We start from the raw sequence: 22,378 nt of genomic DNA, 5'->3' as shown, positions 1-22,378 counted from the left end.
GTCAGGGGATCGGGCGGACGTCGGCGACGCAGTCGAAGTCGGTCGGCAGCAGCGTGAACAGCCGCCGCACCGCGCGGGACCCCCCGGCGTCCACCGTGAGGCGCGCCCCGGCCGAGTCGGCGAGCAGCTGCGCGCGCAGCAGCGAGTTCAGCCCGGCGACGGAGAAGAACGTGACGCCGGCCAGGTCGACGACGACCTCCCCGAGGTCGCCGCGGACGTGGTCCTGCAGCACTTCGTCCAGGCGGCGGGCGGTGCCCAGGTCGACCTCGCCGGTCACCTCGACGAGCAGCGTGCGGGCGCCGGGGCGGAGCACGCGCAGCGCCATGTGGCCGTCGGCGGTCAGCCGGCCGGGGCGGGTGAGCTGGTGGTCGGCCGAGCGCGGTTCGGGAACCATCGCGACACACCTTTCGTCGGGCAGCGGGGCGGACCGGACGGTGCGGGACGGGATGCCGGCGGAGGGCGGCCTGCCGGCCCGGGCGCGGAACGTCCGGCAGCGGCTGACGGCTCAACCGTGAAGCCTCAGCATAGTGCATCTGCACTAGGTGGACCAACGGGCGCAACCGGATGGAGAGCGGAAACCGGGGCTGCACGGTCGAAGGTTCGAGTGCTGGTACGTCCCCGAATCGGGGCACACCCGGTGATCGCCGGGCCCGCGGATGACGGGCCGTAACGAAACGCACCCCTCCGCGAGTACTCTGGCACGAGGGGGTGAGTGATGGTGCACGCACGGCGACTCGGCGGCTTCGACCAGGCCGAACTCCCCGCGGCTCACCGGATCAGGTGGTGGCTGGCGGCGGTGGCGGCCGGGCTCGTCGCGGCGGGCTTCGCGATCGTGCCCTACCTGCCGTTCTTCCAGGCCTGGACGTTCGTGCGCGACCCGAAGGTCGCCACCGTGATCACCTGGACCGTGCTGCAGACGTCCGTCGTGCTCGTCTCCGCCGTCCTGGCGCTGTACTTCGTCGGCAAGGCCCGGCTGGAAGCCGCTGCCTACCGGGCCAACCAGATCGACATCCGGGTGTTCGTCGACGAACGGCCCGAAGGCAGCCACGACCGCGAGATCGACTCCGCCGTCGAGCTGACCGCCACCTTCAAGCGGTTCCTCAACGACTCCCGGCTCTACACCCCGACACCGGTCCCGGGCGCCGGCAGCTCGTACGACTTCCTGCAGATCGTCGAGCACGCCGGCGATGCCGCGGAAGGCTGGTGGAAGGCCGTCACCAAGCTGATCCGGCTCGCCCAGCCGCCGGCCGCGTTCACCGTCACCGGCACCGTGCGGCCCGGCAACACCCCCGGCCGCCACCAGCTGATCCTGGAACTCGTCCGCGTCCCGCGGTTCGCCGCGAGCCCGCTGGTGCTCGAGGACACGAACTGGCCGCGCGTGCTGCACCGGGCGGCGAACTCCGTGGCCGCGCTGGTCATCCCGCGCAGCGCGTACGTCCGCACGAACATCCACTGGGCCGCGTGGCGCGGCGCGAAGATCCCGTGCGAGCTGTTCGACGCCTACCAGCGCGCCAACCACTTCATCACCAACCGCCGCTACGACGAGGCCCTTGCCGAGTACTACCGCGCGGTCAGCCTCGACCCGGCCAACGTCTACATCAGACTTGAGATCGCCGCCCTGCAGGAGCAGCTCGACCTGCACCTCGACGCGCTCGCCACCTACGACGACGTGATCACCGTCTGCAGCCGCGGCCACCCGCGGCTGGCCCGCTGGTGGATCGGCCCCGACTTCGCGCGCCAGCCCCGCCACGCCGGCCGCGGCCGCGACGTCGCTCTGCTCATCGCCCGGTACCGGCACGCGCTCGTCCTCGGCCACGGCGACTCCGTGGCCGGGTCCTGGTGGGTGCGGCGGACGACGGCGGGCGTGCCCGGCGACGCGCGCGCCCGGCGCCGCGCCGAACTGCGGGAAGCGATCGAGCTGCGCTTCCGCCGGTACGTCGACCTCGACGTCCGGACCCGGCCGTACGCGATCCCGCGCGAGAAGCGGCTGGAGCTGCACCGGCGCGTGCTGCGCGTGCCGGTGGCGGAGCTGCTGGTCAGCGAGGCGACCCCGGCGCAGCTGGCCGAGTACAACCAGCGCGCGGCGGAGATGCGCTCGTACTTCTGCGCGCTCTCGCAGTACGAGATCGAGCGGCTCATCGCGGACTACCGCCGGTTCGGCCGCCGCTGGCGGCGCAGCTGGCACCAGCTGACCAACCGCGCGCTCGACCTGTCCCTGGTCTGGGCGGTGGTGCGGCGCGCGATGGCGGACGTCGAGCCGGTCACCGGCGCGGTGCCCGAACCCCAGCCCGCCTACCCCGGCAGCCGCGTCCGGCTGGCCGACGTCTGCCCGGACCGGCGCTGGCCGCCGTCCCCCGCCGCGCTCGACACGACCGTGGAAGCCGCCGGGCCCCGCCGGTCGTGGGAGGAGTGCTACAACGCGGCGAGCGTGTACGCGGTCTCGCTGCTCGAAGTCGGGCCCCGCGGCGAGCGCGACCTGCGCGACCGCGCGCGCAACCCGCGTCTGGTCGGCGAAGCCCGGGACGAGGTGGCCCGCCGTGCGGTCCGGGAGCTCTACCACGCGGCGACGATCAGCCACAGCGGACGGCTGCCGGAGCGGCGGTCCTGGGTGATGGGGGAGGACCCGGACCTGGCGGCCCTGCGCGGCCACGAACTGTTCCGCGTCTTCGAGATGGTGACGTTCTCCCCGGACCGCGCGGCCCCGCTGCGGCCGCAGCGCGCCCACGTCTGGGAACAGGTCAGCTACGTGCGCGAGCTCGTCGCCGAGATGGCCGGCTGCCGCGCGCACTTCTGGCGCGCCCACGCGCTCGACGAGGGTCCTCCGCCGGACGGCCGCACCCGTGACCGCTGGCGCTCGGCCGATCGCGACGCCTGGCGGACACTGGCGAGCCTGGCGGCGGGGAAGCAGGACTGGTACACGCGGTACCAGGCGATCTGCGCGTTCCGCGCGTGGTCGGCCGAGTGCGGCTACCCGGGCTCGATCCCGGGATTCCCGCTGTACTGCGAAGAACGGCTGCACGCCCAGCTGCGCGGAGCCGCGGGCCCGCGCGCGAAGACGAACCTGGACGCGAACGTCGTCGTCCGCGAGTACGTCCGCCTGTGCGACCGCCGCCTCGACCACCTGGTGGCCGACATCGCCGAGCTGGCCGAGCAGTCCGTGATCGACGACTTCGCCGGCTGCGCCGAACTCTGGGCCGCGCTCGGTTCGTGGTTCGACGACGCCATCGCCGACGGCTCGTCGGCGGACGACCGGCGCGAGCGGTTCCGCAAACTCGCCCACCCCTAGGAAGGCCGCGTGTAGCGGTGCTTCACCCCGATCGGGAAGTACTCCGGGTCGCCCGCCGGGCGCAGGACCACGTCCGGCAGCTGCCGCTCCGCCGGGACGTAGTGCGCGAACTCGCTGTTCAGCCGGACCAGCTGACTGCGCACGGCCTCCGCGATCCGGCCGGCGTCGGCCGAGGCACCGGAGGCCGTCTCGACCGTGATGCGCAGCCGGCGGTCGCGGTCGGCGTCCTCCACCGACTCGACCACGAACTTGCCCGTCACCGTGTCGCTGATGCCGGGCTGCTCCAGGCCCACCGTCACGTTCTCCGGGTAGACGTTCGCGCCGAAGAACGACACCGTGAACAGCGAGCGGCCGAACACGTAGACGAACGGCAGGTCCGGGCCGGGCGGCGGCGTGAAGCCGTGCCGGGCGCAGAAGGCGAGCAGCTCGGCGTGCGGCAGGAGCCCGCCGTCGTCGGCGATGTGGTAGCGGATCAGCGGGATGCCGCCGTCCGCGGTGAACACCAGCGTGCCCTCGTGCACCTCGAAGAAGCGGCTCGCCGGGTCGTACTGGACCAGCGTCGGCAGCCGCGCGTCGCCGAAGACCTCGCGCGCCAGGTCGGGACGGCCGGCGAGGAACCGGCGGATGCCCGCCGACACCGGGGTTTCCGTGCCGAGCACCCCCGCGTCGGCCGTGCCGTACAGCGACGCGACGTCTCGGACGGGATCGGCGATCCCCGCCCGCCCGGCCACCAGCTCGCGCCACTGCTCGCTGAACACCTCGCCCGCCAGCACGAGCTTGATCGCGTACGCGGGCCAGTCGACGCCCGCGGCCAGGCCGGTGTCGACGACGTCCTTGACGAACGGCGGGTAGCCCAGCAGCACCACCTGCTCGAAGTGCGGCGCGAGCTCGGGCAGCACCCGCAGGATCTCCGCCTTGTTGTTGCCCGGCGCCACGACGGTGATCGGGCAGCCCTTGGCGGCGAGGTGGCGCACGCACGCCGTGGTGAACAGGCCGCCCACCCAGGTGCCGAGCGGAAAGCAGACGACGGCGAGCGTGCGACGCCGATCGGCGCCGAAGGCGTCCACCAGCACCTGCTCGAACCGCCGTGCGACGTGCAGTTCGTCTTCGAGCGCGCGCGGCCAGACCGTCGGGTGGCCGCTCGAGCCGGAGGAGACGGCGATCATGTCGAGCCCGTCGAACGTGCCGCCGCGGCACAGCTCGGGCAGCGGGTACCGCCGGTGGTAGCCGGCCTTGTCGACCAGCGGAAGCCGCCGGAAGTCGGCCATCGTCGCGACGCTCGCCGGATCGATCCCGTGCTCCCGCAGGAACTTCCGGTACGCGGGCACGGTTTCCGCGGTGCGGCGGAAGAGGTCGAGGACAGCGGTTTCCGACGGCGGTTCCGGAGCCCCGAAGAAGGTGTCGAACGCCTGCCGCACGCGGGTCTGCCGACCGAGGTCCATGATCGGAGCATAGCGGCGCCCGCGTGTCATGATGGGCGCCGTGAGCACCTCGGCCCAGGAGCAGCCCGCCGGCGCGCCGTTGACCCTCTACCTGGTCAAACGGCTCGAGCTGGTGATCAGGGCGCTGCTCGACGACGCCCTGCGGCCGCTCGGGCTCACCACGCTGCAGTACACGGCGCTGACGGTGCTCGAAGCCAGCGGCGCGCTGTCGTCGGCGCAGCTGGCCCGCCGTTCCTTCCTGCGGCCGCAGACCATGCACGAAATGGTGCTGGCGCTGGAAAAACGCGGCCTGATCGCGCGAACCCCGAAAGCGGACAACAAGCGCGTGCTGCTCGCGGGCCTCACCGACGCCGGACGCGCGCTGCTCGCCGGGTGCGCGCCCGCGGTCGCCGAGGTGGAGAACGCGCTCTTGGCCGACCTGAGCCCGGGCCAGCGGGCGACGTTCCGCGAAGGGCTGCAGCACGGTGTCACGGCGCTGGGTGCGCTCGCCGGGCAACGGCGTGCGCAGGAAACGTGAAGTAAGCGGACGTACACACGGCCCGACACCCGGTCCATCGCGCTCACCCGACCGGAGTCCGGAACCGGCCCCGCCCCGGCGGAAACGCTAGTCCGGAAGAGTGGAAGCGCCAGGTGGCGCGCAGCGGGAGTGTGGCCGGAGGCGTTGGGGGGTAAGTCCCAGGCCTGCACTCACCGTGGAGGTTCGCCGACGTGACCCGGGCTCGCAAGGTGGGCGGCGCGTCCGTCACCGCGCGACGGCTGCTGGTGCTGGCGGGGGCCGTAGCCGGCCTCTGGCTAGTGTCGTGGCTGACGTCCGCCCACGCCGACGCAGCGACCCGGGTGGATGGTGCGGTGGGCACGGTGGTGACTGCGCCGGGTGATGTCGCGGGAGCCGCCCGGCCGGTGCTCGCGGCGGCGCCGGTCTCGCGGGTGGTGAAGGCGGAAGGCTCTCCGGTGGCTGCCGCGGCCGGGACGTCGGCTGGTCAGGTGGTTCGTGCGGCGGCTAGTCCGGTGGGCGAGCGTGCTGCGGTGGCCGGTAGGTCGGCTGGGCCGGTGGTTCGTGCGGTGGTCGCGCCGGTGGGCGCGGGTGCTTCGGTGGCCGGGACGTCGGCCGGGCAGGTGGTTCGCGCGGCGGTCGCTCCGGTGAGCGAGAGCGCTGCGGCCGCGGCGCAGCCAATGGCGCGTTCTGTGGACCGGGCGGCGCGCAGTCTGGGGGCTGTGGTTTCGCCGGTGAGCGACGGCGTTGCGGCGGTAGCGCAGCCGGTGGCGGGTTCGGTGCGGCCGGTTGCTCGCGATGTCGGGGTCCTAATTTCGCCGGTGGGCGAGGGCGCCGCGGCCGTTGTGGAGCCGGTGGCGGGCGCCGTCCGGCCGGTTGTTCGCGGTGTCGGAGCTGTGGTTTCGCCCGTGCGCCAGGGCACCGCGGCGATCGTGGAGCCTGTCGTGCGTGCTGCGGAACCCGTTCTGTCGCCAGTGCGCCGATCCGCTGCCGCCGTCCTGGCGCCGGTGGGGGAGGTGCTGGGCTCCGTCGAGCCGATCACGCGTTCCGTCTCGCCGGTCGCGACCCCTCTCGACCCGGTTCTGCCCACTGCCGCGCCCACGGTCAAGCCAGTGAGCCCGGTTGCCGACAGAGTCGAGCCCCTCGCCACTCCGACGGGCGAGGAACCACCCGCCGACGCCTCCCGAGCTCTCCTGCTCCGGACCCCGACCCTCCCGTCGCCGCCCCGGCAACTCACCCCGGCCCCGGAAACGGCCGCCGTCGGCGCGAACGACCGGACCTGCGTCACCACCCGTCCCGACGCAAGCGCACCCGGCAGAAAACCCTCCCGTGCGCAGCGCGGCAGTCATCGGCCCGAGGACGTCCCCGCACCGCGGCGTCCGAATGGGCCCGTGCCCTCCGATGCCGCCTCCGGGACCGGCTCCACCATCCCGCCCGCCTTCCTGGCCGCGGGCCACTTCCCGCACCGCTTCCGGGCGTCCCCCTGGGCGCACGGCGAATTCGTGCCGCTGTGGCGGCCGTGCGAACCGGGCACCGGGCCCGGCTAGTCCCGTTCCGATCTTCCGCCCGTCGTGTGCCGCGCGGCGCGATCCGCGCTGCCCGCGACGGCCGAACCCGAACCGAAATACCACGCGTGGAAGAGGGACGAAAATGGAAGCGAGCGTATTCGACCTGGGGAAGGTGCGAAGAGACGCGGTGGTCACCGTGCGCCTGGCCGCGATGGCCAACATCCGGCTGCTGACCGCGGTCAACTTCCAGGCCTACCAGCGCCGGCAGTACTACCGCATGCACGGCGGGGTGGCCACCGCACCGATGTTCAAGATCCACATCCCGGCCAACGCCCACTGGTTCCTGGTGATCGACGTCGAGGGCCTCGAAGCCCGGCCCCTGCGCCCGCGGGTGAGCGTCGAACCGGAAGCGGCCGTCGCGGCGCGGGGACGCAGCGGCCCGCGGTGACCATCGCCCCTCCGGTGGCCGATCCGGCCACAGGAGGGGCGTCGCCGGGCGAAAGGCGGGTACCCGGCCGGGATGCAGACGTTCCTGCCGTGCGCCGACTTCACCGCCAGCGCCCGCGTCCTCGACCGCCGCCGTCTCGGGAAGCAGCGCGTCGAGGCGCTGCAGGTGCTGCGGGCGCTCGTGGTCCCCGGCTACGGCTGGCGCCACCACCCGGCGGCGAAGATGTGGACCGGGTACGAAGAAGCGCTGACGCGCTACGGCCTCGAGGTCTGCCGGGTGTGGTGCGAGCTGGGCGCGGCCGACACCTGCGCGGGCAAGCTGGGGGAGGAGTTCACCCGGGCGGTGGGCAAGCCCGAGGTCCGCACCCAGGACGAACTCACGGCGGCGGGGGACGTCCCGCCGTGGCTGGGCGACGAAGCGCTCCACCGCAGCCACCAGTCGGCCCTGGTCCGCAAGGACCCGGAGCACTACGGCGCGCGGTTCCCCGGGGTGCCGGCGGACCTGCCGTACGTGTGGCCGCCCTCGGACCGGCCGAGCCGGACGGCTTGACCGAACCGCCCCACGCTGCCTGGCGCCGAACCGCGCCGGAGGCCTGACGCAACCGCATCGCGCGCCCTGGCGCCGACCGCGCGCCGGAGGCCTGGCCGAACCGAGCCTGTCGTCGGATCGACCGGGCCGGAGAGCCGGACCGCAGTCGCATCGCGTGGCCTGGCGCCGACCGCGCGCCGAAGGCCTGGCCGAACCGAGCCTGTCGTCGAACCGGCCGGGCCGGAGAGCCGGACCGCAACCCCACCGCGCGGCCTGGCATCGATCCGCGCTGGATGCCTGGCCGAACCGAGCCTGCCGTGGGACCGGCCGGGCTGGAGGGGCTGACGGCATCCGCATCGCGTGGCCTGGCGCCGACCGCGCGCTGGATGCCTGGCCGAACCGAGCCTGCCGTGGGACCGGCCGGGCTGGAGGGGCTGACGGCATCCGCATCGCGTGGCCTGGCGCCGACCGCGCGCCGGAGGCCTGGCCGAACCGAGCCTGCCGTGGGACCGGCCGGGCTGGAGGGGCTGACGGCATCCGCATCGCGTGGCCTGGCGCCGACCACGCGCCGGAGGCCTGGCCGAACCGAGCCTGCCGTGGGACCGGCCGGGCTGGAGGGGCTGACGGCATCCGCATCGCGTGGCCTGGCGCCGACCACGCGCTGGATGCCTGGCCGAACCGAGCCTGCCGTCGGACCGGCCGGGCCGGAGAGCCGGACCGCAACCCCACCGCGCGGCCTGGCACCGATCCGCACCGGAGGCCTGACCGAGCCGCACCCGACCTCCTGCCCGGAATCGGCACCGGACCTGCGGCCCCACTGGTCCACCCCGCACCCCAACGCCGACCTTCGGCGGATTTACAACGTTGTACCAACGATGTAAAAAAGTCCCTGCCCGGCTCGTGCGCCGCTGGAAGGGGCCACCGATGTCCTCTCGAGAACACGACCACCTCACCCGCCGCGATCTGCTCCGGCTCGCCGGCGGAACCGCCGCCGCCGTTGCCGCGGCCCTCTGGCTGCCCGGGACCGCCGTCGCCGGGACCTTCAGCCCGATCCGGCCGCCCGCGACCCCGCTGATCGTCCGCTCGCCCTACCTGTCCACCTGGCAGCCCGCCGACAACCTCGCCGGCACCTGGGCCGGCTTCTGGACCGGGCACATCACCGCGCTCTGCGGGCTCGCGCGCATCGACGGGACCGCCTACCTCTTCGCCGGCGCGCCCGGCAGCCCGGCCGCGACGCCGATGACGCAGGTCAGCCTGCAGGTCACCGGCACCCGGTCGATCTTCGTCCTCACCGGCGGCGGGGTGAACCTCACCGTCACGTTCTTCTCCCCGGTCGACCCGGCGAACCTGCAGCGCCAGTGCGTGCCGTTCGGGTACGTCACCATCCAGGCCGCCAGCGCCGACGGCCGCGCGCACACCGTCGACCTGCACTTCGACACCTCCGCCGAGTGGGTGCACGGCGACACCGCCACGCCCGTCACCTGGACGCAGCAGCAGGCCGGCGGCTACACGCTGCTCAGCTGCAGCCCGGCGAGCCCCGGCGTGCTGCAGGAGAACGGCGACCAGGCGAGCTGGGGCTCGCTCGTCCTCGCCGCGCCCGCGTCCGGGACCACCTGGCAGATCGGGCAGGACACCGTCGTGCGCGGTGCGTCGGCGGCACAGGGCACGCTGAACAACTCCAGCGACAGCGCCCAGCCCCGTGCCATCAACGACCGGTGGCCGGTCCTCGCGTTCAACAAGGACCTCGGCACCGTTCCCGCCGGCGGCACGGCCGCCCCGTTCACCCTGGCGATCGGGCACGTGCGCACGCCCGCCGCCCGCTACCTCGGCACCGAGCTGCGGCCCTGGTGGACGCACTACTGGGGCAGCTGGCCGGACATGGCGGTGTGGTTCGCGAACGACTACGCCGCCGCGCTGGCCGCCGCGACCGCCATCGACCAGCGCCTGCACGACGACGCCGTCGCCGCGGCCGGTGGCGGCACCACCGGCGAGCACTACGCCGGGATCTGCGCGCTCGCGCTGCGCCAGGCGTTCGGCGGGACGGAGCTGGTGGACCGGGGCGGCGCGCCCTGGGCGTTCCTCAAGGAGATCTCCTCCGACGGCAACATGTCCACAGTGGACGTCACGTACCCGGCGTTCCCGGCCTACCTCTACCTGTCGCCGGCCTACCTGCGGCTGCTGCTGGAACCCCTGCTCGACTACGCCGAACGCGGCGGCTGGCCGAACCAGTTCGCCGAGCACGACCTCGGGTCGCACTACCCGGACGCGACCGGGCACAACGACGGCAACGAAGAAAGCATGCCCGTCGAGGAGTCGGCGAACCTGCTGATCATGGCGGCGGCGCTGGTGCAGCGGCTGCCGTCGGCCGACGCCGTGGCGTTCGCGAACACCCACTACCGGATCCTGCGGCAGTGGGCCGAATACCTCGTGGCCAACACCCTCGACCCCGGCTTCCAGAACCAGACCGACGACTTCACCGGCTTCATCGCCCACAGTGCGAACCTCGCGCTGAAGGGCATCATCGGCGTCGGCGCCATGGGGATCATCGCCGCCGCCGTCGGCAACACCGCCGACGTGCAGCGGTACCGCTCGACGTCCCGCAGCTACGTCAGCCAGTGGGTGACGCTCGCAGAGGACGGCCAGCACCTGCGGCTCGCCTACGACCAGCCGGGCACGTGGAGCCTGAAGTACAACGGCTTCGCCGACCGCGTGCTCGGCCTCGACCTCGTCCCCTTCGGCGTCGCGACGCAGGAGGCCGCCTGGTACCAGGCCCGCGCGGGCGCCCACGGCGTCCTGCTCGACCCGCGCAACAACTACACGAAGGCCGACTGGGAACTGTGGACCGCGGCCTGGCTCACCGACCAGCCGAACATCCGCACGACGCTGGTCGAAGGCGTCTACAGCTACGCGAACACCACGCCCCAGCGGGTCCCGTTCAGCGACTGGTACGTCGTCGCCGACGCCACCCAGCGCGGCTTCCAGGCCCGGCCGGTCGCCGGCGGCTACCTGGCCCTGCTGACCCGCCCGGCCGCGTCGGCGACGGTGTGGCGGAAGCTGCAGAACCAGCGGTCCGGGAAGGTCCTCGCCGTGTCGGACATGTCGCTGGCCGACACCGCCGAGGTCACCCAGTGGACGGACAACGGCACCGCCGACCACCTCTGGGCCGTGGTCGACAACGGCGACGGCACCGTCCGGATCGTCAACCGCAACAGCGGGAAGGTCCTGGCGGTGCACGACCAGAGCCTCGACAACGGCGCCCACGTGCAGCAGTACCGCGACAACGGCACGCCCGACCACAACTGGCGGATCGTCGACGCCGGCGGCGGCTGGTCCAAGCTGGTGAACGTCCGCAGCGGCAAGGTGATGGCGGTCGACCAGCAGTCCACGGCGGACGGTGCCCAGGTCACCCAGTGGGACGACAACGGCACCCCGGACCACCTGTGGCGGTTCGTCTGACGCCGGTTTGCGACACTGGCGGCCGTGCCCGCCGACTTCACCCGGATCCGCCGCTTCCTCGAGGAGCGGGACCCGCCGACGCCGTGCCTGGTCGTCGACACCGACGTCGTCGCCGACCGGGCGCGCGAGTTCGGCGCGGCGTTCCCCGGCGCGCTGATCCGCTACGCGGTCAAGGCCAACCCGGCCCCACCGGTGCTCGACGCGCTGGTGGCGGCCGGGATCGGCTTCGACGTCGCCGGGCCGGGGGAGATCGAGCTGTGCCTCGGCCGCGGCGCCGATCCCGCGGACCTCGCCTACGGCAACCCGATCAAGAAGGCGCGGGACATCGCCTTCGCGTTCGACCGCGGGGTCCGGGAGTTCACTTCGGACGCCCCGGCCGACGTCGACCACCTGGGCCGGTACGCGCCGGGTGCGGCGGTGTCGATCCGCGTCCTGCTCGACGCACCGGACTCGGCGACGCCGTTCGGCCGGAAGTTCGGCTGCGCCCCGGCCGAGGCGCTCGACCTGGTGCTGCGCGCGGCCGAGCGGGGCCTGCGGCCCGGCCTCGCCTTCCACGTCGGCTCGCAGCAGCCGGACGTCATCGCCTGGGAGATCGGCATCGCCACCGCGGCGAAGCTGTTCGAGGAGGCCGCGGCGCACGGCGTCACGATGACGCGGCTCAACCTCGGCGGCGGCTTCGCGACGCCCCACCGCACCGCCGTCCCGCCCCTGGCCGCGTACGCGTCGGCGATCGCGGCGGCCCTGGAGACGTCCTTCCCCGGCGAGCGGCCGGAGCTGCTGCTCGAGCCCGGCCGGGTGCTCGTCGCGGACGCCGGCCTGCTGCGCACCGAGGTCGTCCTGGTCGCGCACCGGGACGAGCGGCGCTGGGTGTACCTCGACATCGGCCGCTACAACGGGCTCGCCGAGGCCGAGAACGAAGCGATCGCCTACCGGTTCGAGCCGGTGGGCGCGCGCGGCGGCCCGGACGGCCCGGTGGTGCTCGCCGGGCCCACCTGCGACGGTGACGACGTGCTCTACCAGCGGACGCCGTACGCGCTGCCGCTCGGCCTGCGGGCCGGCGACCGGCTCGACCTGCCGGGCACCGGGGCCTACACCGCGAGCTACGCGTCGGTGGGGTTCAACGGGATCGAGCCGCTGCGCACGCACTGCCTCGGGCGGTGGGGCGATGCCTGACGTCGGCCGGTTCACCGGGCGGCACGTGCTCGCGGAGCTGCACGGCGTCGACCCCGTCCTGCTCGACGACCCGGTCCGCCTCGGGGAACTGCTGCGGGCGGCGGTGACGGCGGCGGGCGCGACGGTCCTCGACGTCGTGGCGCAGCGGTTCGCGCCGCAGGGTGCCACGGTGGTCGCGCTGCTGGCCGAGTCGCACGCGTCCGTGCACACCTACCCGGAGCACGGGTCGCTCTTCGCCGACGTGTTCACCTGCGGGGAACGCGCCGATCCCGAGCACGCGCTGCGGCTGCTGGCGGACTCGCTGCACGCCGCCGCGGTCCACCTGTCCGTCCTGCACCGCGGAGAACGCCGATGCCCCTGATCCACGAGCCGGTCGGTGCCGGCCTCACCCGCGTCTGGGAGGTCGGCGACGTCCGGTACCACGAGCGCACGCCGTACCAGGAGGTGCTGATCGGGACGACCGCGCAAGGGGTTTCGCTGTTCTGCGACGGCGAGCGCCAGAGCACCGAGGCGAGCCAGCTGGTGTACCACGAAGCTCTGATGGTGCCCGCCCTGCTGCTGGCCGAGCGGGTGCGGCGGGTGCTCGTCATCGGCTCGAGCGAAGGGGTGGCCAGCCGGCTGGCGGTCGATGCGGGCGCCGCGCTGGTCGACCACGTCGACATCGACGCCGACGCCGTGCGCGCCTGCGCCGAGCACCTGCCCTACGGCTACACCCCGGCGGAGCTCGCGCGGGCCGAGCGCGGGGACGGGCCGATCCGGGTGTCCTATGTGGACGGCTGGGCGTTCCTGGGCGGTGCGGAAAGCCGGGGCGCGACCTACGACGTGGTCGTGATCGACCTGCCGGACGAGAACACCGATCCGGCCGCGCAGCGCAACCGCTTGTACGGCAGGGATTTCCTCGCCCGCTGCGCGCGCCTGCTGGCACCCGGCGGGGTGGTGACCTGCCAGGCGGGCTGCCCGACGCTGTGGCGCAACGAGACGCTGCGCGTGTCCTGGCGGCGGTTCCGCGAGGTGTTCGGTGCCGTGCTGTACTTCGGTTCCGACGAGCACGAGTGGGCCTTCCTGACCGGCCGCGCGGACCCGGTCGAGGAGCCCGGCGCGCTGGTGGCGCGGCGGTTCGCGCAGCGGGGGAGCGGGGCGGTGACGCTGGACGCCGAAGCGCTGCTCGGCGGCAGCACGCCGCCGTATTCGCTCCGGCACGACAGCGGCCCGGACCGCCGCTCTTGACCTTCGATTCCGCGAATATCCGGCCCGTCGAAAGGTGAAATGGCGGGAAATGGTTTTCCCGTGTCGGTGGGCCGGATCGTGTTACTCCGTTCAGTGGCCGTCGAAAAGGTTGCGATCGCGCTACGATCCTCTCCGCGCGCGATCATCATGACACCAGGCACCGTGGCCCAATTGGAGGAGCGTCATGCTCGGTACGTCGGTCGTTGCCGCATTGGTTCTGTCCGCCTTCACCGCCCCTCTCGCTTCCGGGGCGGACTCGGTTCCGGCCGAAAAGATCACCCTCGACATCAAGACGATCAACGGTTCCGGCTGCCCGGCGGGCACGGCCACCGCGTCGGCCGACGTTGCCTCGGACAACACGGCGTTCACGGTGCACTACACGAACTTCACCGCCAAGGCGGGTGGCGGCGCGTCGGCGCTCGAAGCCCGGAAGAACTGCCAGATCAACGTGCTCGTCCATGTCCCGCAAGGGTTCACGTACGCGATCGCGGAGGCGGATTACCGCGGCTTCGCCCACATCGAGAGCGGCGCGAGCGCCCTCGAACAGGCCAATTACTACTTCACCGGGACGGCGCCGACCGCCCGCGTGCGGCACACGTTCCCCGGTCCGTTCCACGGCGTGTGGCGCGCCACCGACACGACCGACGTGACCGACCTGGTGTTCGCACCGTGCGGGGAAAGCCGCAATCTGAACATCAATGCGGAACTGCGTGCGGACGCGGGTTCCGCCACCGCGGGCAGTTTCATCGAAATGGATTCCGAACACGCGAGCGTGGACACGATTTACCACTTCGCGTGGAAGACCTGCTGAATCGCCGAAGCCGCCGAAGCCCGCCGAAGCCCGCCGAAGCCATTGTCAAGGCGCCCGCTCACCGGAAACCCCTCGGCCGGTGAGCGGGTTTGCCGTACCCGCTCGCGAACCGGGGAATCCGTTGAACGCGGATCAACGGATCGGCGTCAGCTCCGGATCGGCGCGCGCTCGGTTTCGGAGCCGGGTGCCAGCCGGCACCGGCGTTCGAACCGCTCCATCAGGACGGTAGCGATCAGGACGGCCACTGGGGTGCTCACCGCGATCCACATGTAGGAAGAGCTACCCAGCCTCGCACGCGGTCAATCACCCCGCGGACAGCCGGGTGACGAGGTCCAGGAGGCCGGCGCGGAACGCGGCGTCGTCGCCGAGGCCGCCGAGCAGGGCCGGTTCGGCCCGCACGGCCCGCTCGTGCACCGCCCGGCCGCGGTCGGTCAGCCGGGTCAGGTGGCGGCGGGCGTCGGCCGGGTCCGGCGTGCGGGTGACGAACCCGGCCTTGGCCAGCCGGTCGAGCGTGCGGCTCATCGTCTGGTCGGTGACCTGGCAGCGCCGGGCGAGCGTCCGCTGGGGGAGCGGCCCGTCGCGCAGGGTGTGCAGCGCGATGAGACCCGCGTGGGTGAGCCCCATGCCGTCGAGCACGGCCACCCAGCGTTGTTCGACCAGCCGCGCGGCCACGGCCAGCAGCCGGCCGGTCGGCCACGTGCTCAGGTCGGGTTCGGGGGTTGTGCTCACCGTCACTCCGGGTTGTCGTGCAGAATGTTCAGCTTGCTGAACAATTGGGCGTGTCCGCCCTCGAAAGGACCTTAGCGACCATGAACGACAAGCCGCGCCGCCTCCGCTGGCTGATCCCGGCCCTCCTGGTGATCGCCTGGCTCGGGCTGGGCGGCTTCGGCGGCCCGTTCGCCGGGAAGCTCAGCGAGGTCGCTAAAAACGACAACGCCGCCTTCCTGCCCCGCGCCGCCGAAGCCACCGAAGTCTCCGACGAGGCGAAGGCGTTCAGCCCGCGTCAGGTGCTGCCCGCGACGGTGGTCGCCGAGCGCCCGAGCGGCCTGACCGGCGAAGACCGGCGGTTCCTGGCGGCCAAGGCGCAGGAGCTGGCCCGCGTGCCCGGCGTGGCCGGGCCGCTCGGGAAGCCGCAGCCGGCGCCCCGGGACAACCAGGCCGAGCAGCTGGCCGTGCCGGTCTTCGCCGACGGCAACCCCGCGGACGTCGTCAAGGAGGTCCGGGCCCGGCTCGGCGGCGCGCCGGCCGGGCTCACCGTGCTCGTCACCGGGCCGGCCGGGCAGATCGCCGACCTGGTCAAGGCGTTCGGCGGCATCGACGGCATCCTGCTGCTCGTCGCGGGCGGCGTCGTGGCGCTCATCCTCGTCGTGGTCTACCGCAGCCCGCTGCTGCCGTTCCTGGTGCTGCTGTCGGCGGTGTTCGCGCTCGGCCTGGCCAGCCTCGTCGTGTACCTGCTGGCGAAGCACGACGTCCTCGCGCTCAACGGCCAGAGCCAGGGCATCCTCTCGATCCTCGTCTTCGGCGCGGCGACCGACTACGCACTCCTGCTGGTCGCCCGGTTCCGCGAGCAGCTGCGCGACACGCCGAGCCGGTTCGACGCCCTCAAGCTCGCTTGGCGGGCGACCCTCGAGCCGATCGCGGCGTCGGCGGGCACCGTCGTGCTCGGTGTGCTGTGCCTGCTGTTCAGCGACCTCAACTCGAACAAGGGCCTCGGCCCGGTCGCGGCGATCGGCATCGGCGCCGCGCTGCTGGCGTCGACGACGTTCCTGCCCGCCGCGCTGGCCCTGTGCGGCCGCGGCGCGTTCTGGCCCTTCAAGCCGGCGCTGGGGTCGGCGCACCCGGAGACGTCCGGGATCTGGGGCCGGGTCGCCCGCGTGGTCGGCCGCCGCCCGCGCGCGGTCTGGGTGGTGACGGCGCTGGTGCTCGGCGTCGGCGTGGCGTTCCTGCCGCAGCTCAAGGCGTCCGGGACCGCGCAGTCGGACGTCTTCCTGACCCAGGTGGAATCCGGGACGGGCCAGGAGGTCCTCGGGCGGCACTTCCCGGGCGGCCTGGGCGCCCCGGCGATCACGATCGCCGGGGCCGGCGCGCTGCCCGCCGTCCTCGCGGCGGCCAAGACGGACGGCGTGGCGCAGTCCTTCCCGGTGCCCGGCGACGACGGCCGTCCGAAGGTGGTCGGCGGCCGCGTGCAGATCCTGTCGGTGCTCACCGACCCGGCCGATTCGGAAGCGGCGGTCGCCACGGTCGGCCGGCTGCGCGACGCCGTGCACGCTGTCCCGGACGCTAACGCGAAGGTGGGCGGCCCGACGGCGATCCAGCTGGACACGCAGCAGACGTCGAAGCGCGACCGCGCGCTGATCATCCCGATCGTGTTGCTGGTGATCTTCCTGGTGCTGGCGTTGCTGCTGCGGTCGCTGCTGGCGCCCCTGCTGCTGATCGCGACGGTGGTGCTGTCCTTCGCGGCGACGATGGGCGTCTCGGCGCTGGTGTTCAACCACGTCCTGGACTTCCCGGGCGCGGACCCGGTGGTGCCGCTGTTCGGGTTCGTCTTCCTGGTGGCGCTGGGCATCGACTACAACATCTTCCTGATGACCCGAGTGCGCGAAGAGGCGGCGGCCCGTGGCACGCGCGAGGGCACGCTGCGCGGCCTGTCGTTGACGGGCGGGGTGATCACTTCGGCCGGCGTCGTGCTGGCGGCGACGTTCTCGGCACTGGCGGTGATCCCGATCCTGTTCCTGGCCCAGATCGCGTTCATCGTGGCGTTCGGCGTGCTCCTGGACACGCTGCTGGTGCGCTCCCTGCTGGTACCGGCCCTGACGGTCGACGTCGGGCGGCGCATCTGGTGGCCGTCGAAGCTGGCGCGCCCGGAACCACGGCCCGAGTAGCGGCCCGAGTAGCGACGCGGCGGCGGGTCCCGAGCGCCCCCAATGTGGCCTTCGGTGCGTCAGACGCACCGAAGGCCGCCTTGGGTGCGTCTGACGCAACCAAGGCCACATTGGGGCGCTCGAGGCGGGCGGGTCAGGAGTCGCGGCGGACGCGGGCGTCCACGGCGTCGCCGGTCAGGTACGCGGCCGTGCCGGTGCGGGTCAGCAGGCGGTGCAGCGAGGGCCGGCGGTTGTCCAGGTGCAGGCGGGCGCCCGCCGCCGCGACCACGCGGTGGATCTTCATCAGCTCGGACAGCCCGGAGGAGTCGCAGAAGCCGATCTCCGCGCAGTCCAAGCGGACGTCGCGGATGCCCGGGTGGCCGGCCAGGCGGTCGGTGATCAGCCGCAGCAGCCTGCCGGTCGTGGCGAACTCGAGGTCGCCCACGACCGTCACGCGCGCCGTGCCCGCCTCCGGGGCGGTCCAGGTGCAGGTCAACCCGGTGGTCATGCGGGCAGCTCCGATCCGGCGGCCGGCTCCGCCAAGTGCGTGCGTGTGGCGCGGAGCATGCCGGTGGCGCGCGGGAAGTCGCGCAACTCCGCTTCGAGCAGTTCCAGGGCCGGCACCAGCGACGACGCCGGGACGCCGCGCGCGGTCAGGATGCCGGCCGTCCAGCCCAGGAACCCGGTGAGCAGCTCTTCGTCGCCGACGTAGAGGGCGGTCGCCAGGAACTCGACGATGTGGGCGAGGTCCTCGGCGGTGTGCTGGCGCTGCTGGTCGGTGTAGGCCCGGACCGCCGGGATGCGCTCCGCCAGGCCGGCCAGCACCGTCTTCACCAGCGCCGCCGAGCTGCGCGTGACCAGCGTGTACTCCTGGTCGGCCAGGTGCGGCAGGTCGTCGAGCGGCTGGTGGGCGGCGAGCGGGCGGGGGAGCGGTTCGGCCAGCCGGTCGGCGGCCGCCCGCGCGTCCGGGGCCCACGCTTCGGCACCCAGCAGCCGGGCGTACCGGCCGTCGGGGCCGAAGGCGGCGCCGCCCGCGATGACCGGGGTGGCCGCCGCCTGGCACGCCGTGATCGTCGCGTGCGCCGTCGGCAGCCGGGTCGCCAGCGAACCGGACAGCGCGACCGCGTCCGGGCCGGTGCGGTGCAGGTGGGCCACCAGGTGCGGGGCCGGCACCTGCGCGCCGAGGTAGTCGACGTGGAACCCGCGCAGCCGCAGCACCTCCGACAGCAGCCGGGCCGGCATCGCGTGCCACTCGCCGTCGACGCAGGCGACGGTGATCCGGCCCAGGTGCGGCTCGGGACGGCGCAGGACGTACCCGAACGTGGCGATGACGCGGTCGTTGATCGCGGTCGCCGCGTGCTCCTGGGCGACGGTCAGGCGGTTCGCCGCCCACTCCCGGCCGACCCGCCGCTGCACCGCGGCGATCACGTCGAGCAGCACGCTCTCCGGGTCGGTCCCGTCACCCAGGGCCCGGACAACGATGTCGCCCGCCGCGTACTCGTCACCGGCCGTGACGGCGTCCCAGAGCCGCTCGGCGTGTTCGGCCACCCGGGCGCCACTGGTCACGGTGCTCATGCGGTGTACCTCCCGCGCCCGTGGCCGCCGACCGCGGCCAGGTGCTGCCCGCGCGGCGCGGTGATCGCCAGCACGGCCATGTCGTCGTGGGCGCGGCGGCCGATCCACTGCGACGCGAGCATGTGCACCCGCTCGACCACGGCGTCGGCCGGCATGTTCGCGCACTCGGCCACCGCCTGCTTGAGCCGCTCTTCGCCGAACATGGCGTCCCCGAGCGGGCCGCCCTTGGCCTCGACGATCCCGTCGGTGTAGAGCAGGCACGTCTCCCCGGGCTGCAGCGTGATGTCCGCGCTCTCCGATTCGATTTCGGGCAGCACGCCGATCAGGCTGCCCCGGCTGTCGGCCTCTTCGACCCGGCCGCCGGCCCGCACGACCAGCGGCGGCGGGTGTCCCGCGCAGGTGACGCGCAGCTGCACGGTGGCGCCTTCGCGCCGCGCGGAGGCCAGCACGAGGGTGACGTACCGGGCGTCGTCGGTGTCGCAGAGCGTGCGGTTCAGCAGGTCGAGCAGCCGGTGGTGGTCGCCGGCCATCGGCAGCAGGGCCCGCAGGGTGGTGCGGATCTTGCCGGTCAGCACGGCCGCGTCCAGCCCCTTGCCGCAGACGTCGCCGAGCACGGCCAGGGACTCGTCGCCCTCGGCGGTGATCGCCGAGTGGACGTCGTAGAAGTCGCCGCCGATCCGCTCGCCGTCGCGGGCCGGGCGGTAGCGGCCGGCGAACTCGACGCCGCCGAGCTGCTCGAGGGTCGGCGGGAGCAGCTCGCGCATCAGCGTGTCGGTGATCGACGCCTGCAGCGCGAACACGCGCGCCGCCGACATGGCCGCGCCCGCCCGCGCCGCGAACAGCCGCGCGAAGAGCTCTTCGGACTCGGTGAACGACGCGCGGTCGCCGCGGCGGAGCAGGACCAGGGCACCCGCGGGGACGCCGTGGCCGGGCAGGGGCGTCACGACGACCGAGCCGACCGGCCCGAAGTCCGCCGGCAGCACCCACGACGGCGCCGCGTCCGGGTCGAGCCAGCGCGACGGCACCGGCGGGAAGCCCTGCAGCGCTTCGCCGAGCCCGGGCAGCTCCTCCGGGTCGATCTCCAGCCGGGTCCGGGCCGGTTCGCCGCCGCGCACGCAGGTCACGGCCGGGAAGGTCCCGCTGGTGGTCGGGGCCAGGACGAGCGCGGCGTCGGCCAGGTGCTGGGCGGCCAGCCGGGCGGCGACCTCCATGCAGCGGTCGAGGTTCAGCGAGCCGAGCAGGGCCGCCGAGGCGTCGCTGAGGAACGTGGTCCGCTCCTGCTCGCGGGCCAGCGCGTCGCGGGCGGAACGGGTTTCGGTCTCGTCGAGCAGCCACCACGTCACGGCGTCGCCGTGCGGGATCGGGTGCGCCGCGAAGAACCGCTCGCCGGCCTCGCCGCGGACGATCCCGTCCGAGCCGCTGGCGTGGGCCGTGACCAGCCAGTCCGCGACCGTGCCCGCCAGCGGGTGGCCGGGGGCGGCCGCCGGGAACAGCCGGCGGGCCGCGTCGTTGAGCGAGCGGATCACCCCGGAGCCGTCGGCCACCAGGGCGGCGACGGGCGCGGCGGCCCAGCCGGGTGTGCTGCCGGCCGGGACGGCCGGCGTCGTGCGCGCCGGGTCAGCCACGGGCTCCGGCCGGGTCCGGGTCGGTGGCCAGCTCGGCCCAGAGGGTCTTGCCGCCGGCCCGGCGCAGCTGACCCCACGCGGCCGCGCAGCGCTCGACCAGCAGGAGCCCGCGGCCGCCGTGGTCGGACGGCGCCCGGCGGCGGGCGGGCTCGCCGCCGCTGTCGTCGACCTCGATCCGCAGCTTGGCGGCGCCGGGCAGCAGGCGGACGTGGTAGGGCGCGCGGCCGTGGCGCAGCGCGTTCGACGTCAGTTCGTCCACCACCATGACCGCCGTGCCGACGACCTGCGCCGGGAATCCGCGCAGGACCGTCCGGACCCAGTGGCGGACCCGCGCCAGTTCGGAGAGCTCGGGGGAGATGCCGAGTTCGTGCCGGACAGATCGGAGTTTCACATCCGCCTCCTTCGCCGTGCCGGCCTCCGCGGGGAGGCCCTCCCCTTCTTCATGCCCGGAACCGGGCTCGCCGACACGGGTGTCCGAGGTTGTCATGCCGCACTCCACGAAGCTTCGAGCGCTTCGACAGCGGGGTGCCCGGGCCGGGCGTCACCGAGGCGGAGCGGGGCGACGGGCAGCCGCCTCGGCACCTGCGACCAGCCGACGCCCGGGTACCGCTGCCGCGGCCGCGCTGAATCGGTGGTCATCGGAAAACTCCAGGACGGGGAGGGGGGACACGGGCTGGCGGCTCAACCCGCTCCGGTCGCAATCTACCAGCGCTGTCGACCCCGGGCAGCCCGGTGCCCCCTCACCGTCCTTTGAGGACTTCCTCCGGCCGGGCCGGCACCGGCACCGGTCCGGCGGCCTGCGGCGGCACCACGGCGACGTTCACGGTGCGGGTCAGCCGCTCGTAGGGCGCCCGGTGCTCGTCGTCGAGCAGCACCGCCAGCGGCGTCCAGACGCCGACGACGAACACCGACGCGGCCAGCGCCACGGGCAGGAGCAGCTGCTCGGGGTGGTGGGCCAGGTCCCAGCGGTCCAGGTCCAGCAGCAGCCAGGTCAGCCACAGCGGCGAGAGCAGCACGCCGTTGCGGACCAGCAGCGCGACCGGTCCGGCCCGGCGGCCGCCCCGGCGGGTCACCCGCAGCAGCATCGCGCGCTTGCCGGGCGTCGAGCCGGTCACGGCGGGCAGCACCACGAACCACACGAGGGCCAGGATGACGATCGGCGTGTCGCGGTGGCTGAGGTCCTCGCCGAACAGCGTCAGCAGGCCGAAGAGGAACCCGAGCAGCGCGGCGAACCCGAGCAGGTCGGTGGCCAGCGCGAACAGCCGCCGCGTGAAGGTGACCTTCGCGGCGTAGCGGTGCCGGTCGCGCTCGGGTTCCGGCGACGGCAGCAGGCGCCCGAGCGGGCCGGCCAGCAGCCAGCCGGCCACCACGCCCGCGGTGTTGAGGATCAGGTCGTCGACGCTGAACAGCCGGTACGGGCACGGGTAGACGAACCAGAGCCCGGTCAGCTGCGTCAGCTCGAAGAACAGCGAGACGCCGAAGCCGACGAGGGTCGCCGGCAGCAGCCGCATCCGCTGGGCGTACCGGGCGTAGAACCCCAGCGGCGCCAGCATCACGACGTTGAGCGCGGTGGTCCAGACCGCCGGGTTGTGCAGCAGCGCGCCCGGGCTCCAGTGCCCGCGGGCCCGCTGGGAAACCACCTCGACGAAGTAGAACGGGCGCAGCTGCGGCGAACTCGCGTAGGTGTGCCCGGTGCAGTAGGAGGGGTCGGCCGGCAGCGGCAGGACCGTCTGCATCGCGATCGCCAGCAGGTAGAACAGGAACGTGTAGAAGACGAACGTCGGCCACCCGCCGGCCCGGCCTCGGCGGCGGTAGCTGACGAAGGCGGCCGGGAGCATCACGGCCAGCGCGAGGAACGGGAAGAGCAGCAGGGCGGTCCGGACGGGGACGAGGTAGGTGGCAACCACGGAGCCGGTGGTACCCAGCCGCGGGGGCGGCGAAGCGC

General features: G+C 73.6%; 20 protein-coding genes. 11 read left to right on the top strand and 9 right to left on the bottom strand.

Annotation, left to right across the window (positions count from 1 at the left end):
• Window position 1: 1 nt before the first annotated feature.
• A complete protein-coding gene (locus tag ACLJPY_RS34265; RefSeq protein ID WP_410594988.1) occupies window positions 2-394 on the bottom strand; it encodes an STAS domain-containing protein in 393 nt (130 codons plus the stop codon).
• A 321-nt stretch (window positions 395-715) separates the two neighbouring features.
• On the opposite strand from ACLJPY_RS34265, the gene ACLJPY_RS34260 reads away from it, so the two are divergent.
• Window positions 716-3,286, top strand: coding sequence for a hypothetical protein (locus ACLJPY_RS34260; protein WP_410594986.1), 2,571 nt, complete (start codon window positions 716-718; stop codon window positions 3,284-3,286).
• Here the strand turns inward: ACLJPY_RS34260 and ACLJPY_RS34255 are convergent.
• Window positions 3,283-4,728, bottom strand: a complete 1,446-nt coding sequence (locus tag ACLJPY_RS34255) for a phenylacetate--CoA ligase family protein (RefSeq protein WP_410594984.1) — start codon at window positions 4,726-4,728, stop codon at window positions 3,283-3,285. The genes ACLJPY_RS34260 and ACLJPY_RS34255 overlap by 4 nt on opposite strands.
• 28 nt (window positions 4,729-4,756) lie before the next feature.
• On the opposite strand from ACLJPY_RS34255, the gene ACLJPY_RS34250 reads away from it, so the two are divergent.
• The 9 genes from ACLJPY_RS34250 to ACLJPY_RS34210 all read left to right on the top strand — a co-directional run bounded on the left by ACLJPY_RS34250 (window position 4,757) and on the right by ACLJPY_RS34210 (window position 14,372).
• Window positions 4,757-5,245, top strand: coding sequence for a MarR family winged helix-turn-helix transcriptional regulator (locus ACLJPY_RS34250; protein WP_410594982.1), 489 nt, complete (start codon window positions 4,757-4,759; stop codon window positions 5,243-5,245).
• Window positions 5,246-5,436: 191 nt separating this feature from the next.
• Window positions 5,437-6,768, top strand: coding sequence for a hypothetical protein (locus ACLJPY_RS34245; protein ID WP_410594980.1), 1,332 nt, complete (start codon window positions 5,437-5,439; stop codon window positions 6,766-6,768).
• Between the two features lie 103 nt (window positions 6,769-6,871).
• Window positions 6,872-7,177 carry a DUF1883 domain-containing protein gene (locus tag ACLJPY_RS34240; RefSeq protein ID WP_410594978.1) on the top strand — a complete coding sequence of 102 codons (306 nt, stop codon included), beginning with the start codon at window positions 6,872-6,874 and terminating at the stop codon, window positions 7,175-7,177.
• A 72-nt stretch (window positions 7,178-7,249) separates the two neighbouring features.
• Entirely contained in the window at window positions 7,250-7,726 is a 477-nt protein-coding gene (locus ACLJPY_RS34235; RefSeq protein WP_410594976.1) for an MSMEG_6728 family protein, read from the top strand.
• A gap of 903 nt (window positions 7,727-8,629) precedes the next feature.
• Window positions 8,630-11,161: a glutaminase domain-containing protein gene (locus ACLJPY_RS34230; RefSeq protein ID WP_410594974.1), complete on the top strand. Its 2,532-nt coding sequence runs from the start codon at window positions 8,630-8,632 to the stop codon at window positions 11,159-11,161.
• 24 nt (window positions 11,162-11,185) lie between these two features.
• Window positions 11,186-12,334 carry a type III PLP-dependent enzyme gene (locus tag ACLJPY_RS34225; protein ID WP_410594972.1) on the top strand — a complete coding sequence of 383 codons (1,149 nt, stop codon included), beginning with the start codon at window positions 11,186-11,188 and terminating at the stop codon, window positions 12,332-12,334.
• The gene (gene speD, locus ACLJPY_RS34220; RefSeq protein ID WP_410594970.1) at window positions 12,327-12,695 is read left to right on the top strand and encodes an adenosylmethionine decarboxylase; all 369 of its coding nucleotides are present in this window, start codon (window positions 12,327-12,329) and stop codon (window positions 12,693-12,695) included. The genes ACLJPY_RS34225 and speD overlap by 8 nt, the downstream gene beginning before the upstream one ends.
• Window positions 12,686-13,561, top strand: coding sequence for a spermidine synthase (locus ACLJPY_RS34215; protein WP_410594968.1), 876 nt, complete (start codon window positions 12,686-12,688; stop codon window positions 13,559-13,561). Before speD ends, ACLJPY_RS34215 begins: the two co-directional genes overlap by 10 nt.
• Before the next feature lie 184 nt (window positions 13,562-13,745).
• On the top strand, window positions 13,746-14,372 hold the full coding sequence (locus ACLJPY_RS34210) for a DUF4360 domain-containing protein (protein WP_410594966.1): 627 nt from the start codon (window positions 13,746-13,748) through the stop codon (window positions 14,370-14,372).
• A gap of 303 nt (window positions 14,373-14,675) precedes the next feature.
• Here ACLJPY_RS34210 and ACLJPY_RS34205 read toward each other — a convergent pair whose 3' ends face one another.
• A complete protein-coding gene (locus ACLJPY_RS34205) occupies window positions 14,676-15,107 on the bottom strand; it encodes a MarR family winged helix-turn-helix transcriptional regulator (protein WP_410594964.1) in 432 nt (143 codons plus the stop codon).
• 74 nt (window positions 15,108-15,181) lie between these two features.
• On the opposite strand from ACLJPY_RS34205, the gene ACLJPY_RS34200 reads away from it, so the two are divergent.
• Window positions 15,182-17,254, top strand: a complete 2,073-nt coding sequence (locus tag ACLJPY_RS34200; RefSeq protein ID WP_410594962.1) for an MMPL family transporter — start codon at window positions 15,182-15,184, stop codon at window positions 17,252-17,254.
• Window positions 17,255-17,387: 133 nt separating this feature from the next.
• On the opposite strand, the gene ACLJPY_RS34195 is transcribed toward ACLJPY_RS34200, so the two are convergent.
• The 6 genes from ACLJPY_RS34195 to ACLJPY_RS34170 form a co-directional block, all read right to left on the bottom strand.
• Window positions 17,388-17,741, bottom strand: coding sequence for an STAS domain-containing protein (locus ACLJPY_RS34195; protein ID WP_410594960.1), 354 nt, complete (start codon window positions 17,739-17,741; stop codon window positions 17,388-17,390).
• Window positions 17,738-18,808, bottom strand: coding sequence for a B12-binding domain-containing protein (locus ACLJPY_RS34190; RefSeq protein ID WP_410594958.1), 1,071 nt, complete (start codon window positions 18,806-18,808; stop codon window positions 17,738-17,740). The genes ACLJPY_RS34195 and ACLJPY_RS34190 overlap by 4 nt, the downstream gene beginning before the upstream one ends.
• Entirely contained in the window at window positions 18,805-20,433 is a 1,629-nt protein-coding gene (locus ACLJPY_RS34185) for a PP2C family protein-serine/threonine phosphatase (protein WP_410594956.1), read from the bottom strand. The genes ACLJPY_RS34190 and ACLJPY_RS34185 overlap by 4 nt, the downstream gene beginning before the upstream one ends.
• Entirely contained in the window at window positions 20,426-20,824 is a 399-nt protein-coding gene (locus ACLJPY_RS34180; protein WP_410594954.1) for an ATP-binding protein, read from the bottom strand. Before ACLJPY_RS34180 ends, ACLJPY_RS34185 begins: the two co-directional genes overlap by 8 nt.
• Window positions 20,825-20,916: 92 nt before the next feature.
• Window positions 20,917-21,072, bottom strand: a complete 156-nt coding sequence (locus ACLJPY_RS34175) for a hypothetical protein (protein WP_410594952.1) — start codon at window positions 21,070-21,072, stop codon at window positions 20,917-20,919.
• A gap of 101 nt (window positions 21,073-21,173) precedes the next feature.
• On the bottom strand, window positions 21,174-22,340 hold the full coding sequence (locus ACLJPY_RS34170; protein WP_410594950.1) for a VanZ family protein: 1,167 nt from the start codon (window positions 22,338-22,340) through the stop codon (window positions 21,174-21,176).
• Window positions 22,341-22,378: the final 38 nt, after the last annotated feature.

It is taken from the genome of Amycolatopsis sp. lyj-23 (genome assembly GCF_046549135.1).
GTDB lineage: Bacteria > Actinomycetota > Actinomycetes > Mycobacteriales > Pseudonocardiaceae > Amycolatopsis.
The sequence above is the reverse complement of the archived record's forward strand: the minus strand, read 5'-3'. Positions and strand labels throughout refer to the sequence as shown.